This window comes from Caulobacter sp. 17J65-9 (assembly GCF_010975005.1).
Taxonomy (GTDB): Bacteria; Pseudomonadota; Alphaproteobacteria; order Caulobacterales; family Caulobacteraceae; genus 17J80-11.
On record NZ_JAAIVC010000236.1, the window covers coordinates 1 to 4243 of the forward strand.

Here is a 4243-nt window from a genome sequence, read left to right on the forward strand (position 1 = left end):
CGCATGGCCCGCGCCCGCAGGTCCGGATCGGCGCTCTCGAGCAACCCGCTCGCCGCCAGCGCGGCGCCGACCGCGCGGCTGCTCGGCCGCCGCTCACGCAAGGCCGCCTGGGGCTCGGAGCTCAAGTCCAGCCGATACCACAGGACCTCGAGCGCGGCGTTGCGCATGCGACGGACGGAGCCCAGCGCCTGGATCAGGTCGTCGTCGCGGACCTCGTCCGGGCCTTCCGGCTTCTTCGGCGCATCCAGACCGAAGAGATCCCAGATCGACGGCCGGGCCTCGCCCGGAGCGTACGCGACCTTCCTTCCGGTACGCCGCTCGGCCAGGACCAGCGCCTTGTAGTGCCGCCTCGGGCGATAGGCGACGTACCGCGCCGTCACGCGGGGAACCAATCGCCCCACCACGCACCGGCCGCTCACGAGATCATCCGCCTCACGCTGGTCGAGCAGGATCGCCGGCGCGGACGAATAGAGCGAATTGTCGGCCTCGCTCGCGGCGGCGCAGGCGTCGAAACCGTCGACCCGCTCCCAGCGACGGACAACCGTGACCGTCTCCTTCGCGTTCGAATACGAGGCCTCGGTCTCGATGGGACCGAGCCGGCCGCTCATCGCCCCCTCGTAGATGAACCATGGGTCCGGCACGGAGGGGGTGTAGTGAAAGTCGTAGACCTCGATCCCCCACGTCTTCACCAGAACCCCGCCGCGGGGATCGGGTTTGGCCTGCGCCTGGGTCGCAAGCGCGGTGCAGCCGACGATCGCGGCGAGCACGACGGCTTGGATGTGTCGGACGATCATGGCCTTCCCCCCGCTCCGACTTTGATCCCCGTCGCGCTCAACGTCCAGACGTGGCCAGACCGCCCACACGCCCCCGACCGCGCGGAACCGCGACCTTGACTCCCCGCCCCCGCCGGGGCGAGCGTCCGGCCGCCCTCTCGACGAGGGCGTCGGGGAAGTTTTCATGTCGCGTCTCAAGGTCGCGCTGCTCAGCGCGGCGCTGTTCGTTCCCGCGTTTTCGGCCCACGCCGACGGCCTGACGCCCGAGCGGGTGTTCGCCGATCCCGGCCTGAACGGCCGCGCGGCCCGCGGCGTGGCCCTGTCGCCCGACGGCCAGCTGGTCACCTATCTGAAGGCCAAGGACGAGGACCAGAACGTGCTGGACCTCTGGGCCGCCGACGTGAAGGGCGGCGAGCCGCACCGGCTGATCGACGCGCGCGCCCTGGCGCCCGAGGACAAGGTGCTGTCCGAGGCCGAGAAGGCCCGGCGCGAGCGCATGCGCGTCTCCTCGCGCGGCGTGGTCGAGTACCACTGGGACGAGGAAGGCCGCTTCATCCTGGCCCCGCTGGACGGCGACCTGTGGCTGGCCCAGCGCGCCGACGGCAAGGTCCGCCGGCTGACCGAGACCCCGGGCGACGAGGTCGACGCCAAGGTGTCGCCGAAGGGGACCTTCGTCTCCTACGTGCGCGACCAGAACCTCTACGTCACCGACCTGGCCTCGGGCCGCGAGCAGGCGCTCAGCACCGACGGCGAGAAAACCCTGTCCTGGGGCGTTGCCGAGTTCGTCGCCCAGGAAGAGATGGACCGCGACACCGGCTACTGGTGGTCGCCCGACGAGACGAAGATCGCCCTGACCCGGGTCGACGAGAGCCCGGTCGACGTGATCCCCCGCCTGGACGTCGGCGCCGAGGGCGCGCGCATCATCGACCAGCGCTACCCGCGCGCGGGGCGCCCGAACGCGATCGTGGAGCTGTACGTCCACGACATGGCCGGCGGTCAGAAGGTCAAGGTCGACCTCGGCCGCGACACCGACATCTATCTGGCGCGGGTGACCTGGTCGCGCGACGGCAAGACCCTCTACGTCCAGCGCCAGAGCCGCGACCAGCGCAGGCTGGACCTGCTGGCGGTCGATCCGTCGACCGGCGCGGCGCGCACCGTCCTGACCGAGACCTCGCCGCACTGGGTCGAGCTGACCGACGACTTCAAGCCGCTCAAGGACGGGACCTTCCTGTGGTCGTCGGAGCGGTCCGGCTGGCGTCACCTCTATCTGTACGGCGCCGACGGGAAGGTGATCCGCCAGATCACCGCCGGCGACTGGCCGGTCGACAAGATCGAGGGCGTGGACGAGGCCAAGGGCCTGGTGCTGTTCGGCGCCTCGAAGGACACCCCGCTGGAGCGCCAGCTCTACAGCGTCTCCTACAAGCGCGGCGGCGCGCCCAAGGCGATGACCCAGGGCCACGGCTGGTGGACCATGACCGTCGCCGACGCCGGCGGCGCCTTCGCGGGCACCTATTCCGATCCGTCGACCCCGCCGCGCACCGGCCTCTACGCGCCGGACGGCAAGCTGGTGCGCTGGATCGAGCCGAACACGCTCGACGCCTCGCACCCCTACTTCAAGTACCTGGACCAGCACCGCACCCCGACCTTCGGCACGGTGAAGGCGTCCGACGGCACGGACCTGCAGTACGCGCTGTACACCCCGGCCGGCTTCGATCCGTCGAAGAAATACCCGGTGATCGTGTCGGTCTACGGCGGCCCGCACGTGCAGAACGTCAAGCGCGCCTGGGGCTCGCCCAACGACCAGCTGCTGCTGCAGGCCGGCTACGTGCTGTTCCGCCTGGACAACCGCGGCTCGGCCAACCGCTCCGAGGCGTTCAAGACCGCCATCGACCGCAAGCTCGGCACGGTGGAGGTCGAGGACCAGCTGGCCGGCGTGAGCTTCCTGAAGACCCTGCCCTACGTCGATCCGAACCGGATCGGGGTGATGGGCTGGAGCTACGGCGGGTTCATGACCCTGATGCTGCTGACCGAGAAGGACTCGCCCTTCGCGGCGGGCGCGGCCGGCGCGCCGCCGACCGACTGGTCGCTGTACGACACCCACTACACCGAGCAGTTCATGGGCAAGCCGGAGGAGAACAAGGACGGCTACGCCCGCTCCCAGGTGATCCCCCGCCTGAAGGACCTGAAGGGCGACCTGCTGCTGCTGCAGGGCATGGCCGACGACAACGTCACCTTCGACAACAGCACCCGGGTGATGGAGGCGCTGCAGGCCGGCAGCCGTCCGTTCGAGACCATGGTCTATCCGGGCCAGCGGCACGGCGTACGCGGCAACGCCAAGCAGCTGCACCTGTGGCGCACCTACCTCGACTTCTTCGCCCGCAAGCTGAAGCCGGAGACCTGAACCGGAGCCCGGCCGCGCCGCACGCGTTCAGGTCGCCATGGCGTCCCTGATGACCAACGTGATCGGCGCGGTCGCGGCCGGCTGCACCATCGTCAGCTTTCTGCCGCAGATCGCCAAGATCCTGCGCGAGCGCGACGCCTCGGCGGTGTCGCTGCGCATGTACCTGCTGACCGTCTCGGCCTTCGTGCTGTGGACGCTCTACGGCGTGCTGCTGAAGGCCTGGCCGCTGGTGGCGGCCAACAGCGTCAGCCTGGCGTGCGCCGCCACCGCGCTGTGGTGCAAGTGGCGGTTCCGCGACGGCGCTCAGGCCGCGAAGGCGCGCTGAAGGATCCGCTCCAGCCACTCCGCGTCGACCTGGTCGAACGCGTTCTTCTCGGTCGCGTCGACGTCGAACACGGCGATCAGCTTCCCTTCGGCGTCGAACACCGGCGCGACGATCTCGCTGGCCGAGCGGCTGTCGCAGGCGATGTGGCCGGGGAAGGCGTGGACGTCCGGCACGACCTGGGTCTTTTGCTGGGCGGCCGCCGCGCCGCACACGCCCCGGCCGAACGGGATGCGCAGGCAGCCCAGGGTGCCCTGGTAGGGCCCGACCACCAGCTCGTTCTGCTTGGCTTCGTCGACCAGGTAGAAGCCGGTCCAGAAGAAGGCCGGGAAGGCGTCGGCCAGCATGGAGCTGAGCGTGGCCATACGCGCGATCCGGTTCGGCTCGCCGTCCAGCACCGAGGCGATCTCCTCGGCGACCTCGGCGTAGCGGGCGGCCTTGTCGGCGGGGCGGTCGGCGCGGGCGACGTAACTCATCAGGCGGGATCCTCGGACTTGCGCGCCACCATATAGGCCTCGCTGTTCAAAAAGAGAGGCCCCCCGCGCCACGGACTGCCGGCGACCCGCTCCAGGGCGAAGCGCGCCCTGAGCTGGCCCAGCAGCCGGCGGTGGTCGAAGCCGAGGTGGTGGGGGAAGTAGGCCCGCCCGGGCGCGATCTCGGCCAGCAGCCGCGGCTCGGGCGCCCGGCCGGCCGCGGCGCTCAGGATCGCCGGCCAGCGCGCGTCGGGCTCGCCCGGCCGGCGCAAGG

5 protein-coding genes are annotated in these 4243 nt (G+C 70.7%); 2 read left to right on the forward strand and 3 right to left on the reverse strand.

Going from position 1 to position 4243, the window contains the following annotated elements; translation table 11 throughout:
- A partial coding sequence (locus G3573_RS20375; RefSeq protein WP_163263498.1) for a hypothetical protein occupies window positions 1–794 on the reverse strand: 794 nt, incomplete at its 3' end.
- A 163-nt stretch (window positions 795–957) separates the two neighbouring features.
- Between G3573_RS20375 and G3573_RS20380 the strand changes: the two genes are divergently transcribed.
- Together G3573_RS20380 and G3573_RS20385 are read left to right on the forward strand one after the other, a co-directional pair.
- Window positions 958–3174: a S9 family peptidase gene (locus G3573_RS20380; protein WP_163263499.1), complete on the forward strand. Its 2217-nt coding sequence runs from the start codon at window positions 958–960 to the stop codon at window positions 3172–3174.
- A 49-nt stretch (window positions 3175–3223) separates the two neighbouring features.
- Window positions 3224–3499, forward strand: coding sequence for a SemiSWEET transporter (locus G3573_RS20385; RefSeq protein WP_240454820.1), 276 nt, complete (start codon window positions 3224–3226; stop codon window positions 3497–3499).
- Here the strand turns inward: G3573_RS20385 and G3573_RS20390 are convergent.
- Window positions 3478–3972, reverse strand: a complete 495-nt coding sequence (locus G3573_RS20390; RefSeq protein WP_163263501.1) for a GAF domain-containing protein — start codon at window positions 3970–3972, stop codon at window positions 3478–3480. The two genes, G3573_RS20385 and G3573_RS20390, sit on opposite strands and share 22 nt — an antisense overlap.
- A partial coding sequence (locus G3573_RS20395; protein WP_205598399.1) for a hypothetical protein occupies window positions 3972–4243 on the reverse strand: 272 nt, incomplete at its 5' end. The genes G3573_RS20390 and G3573_RS20395, both read right to left, overlap by 1 nt.

Bases quoted from the DNA above. Each gene is read 5' to 3' on its own strand.
- G3573_RS20380 (WP_163263499.1), top strand. From the start codon at position 958: ATGTCGCGTCTCAAGGTCGCGCTGCTCAGCGCGGCGCTGTTCGTTCCC.
- G3573_RS20385 (WP_240454820.1), top strand. From the start codon at position 3,224: ATGACCAACGTGATCGGCGCGGTCGCGGCCGGCTGCACCATCGTCAGC.
- G3573_RS20390 (WP_163263501.1), bottom strand. From the start codon at position 3,972: ATGAGTTACGTCGCCCGCGCCGACCGCCCCGCCGACAAGGCCGCCCGC.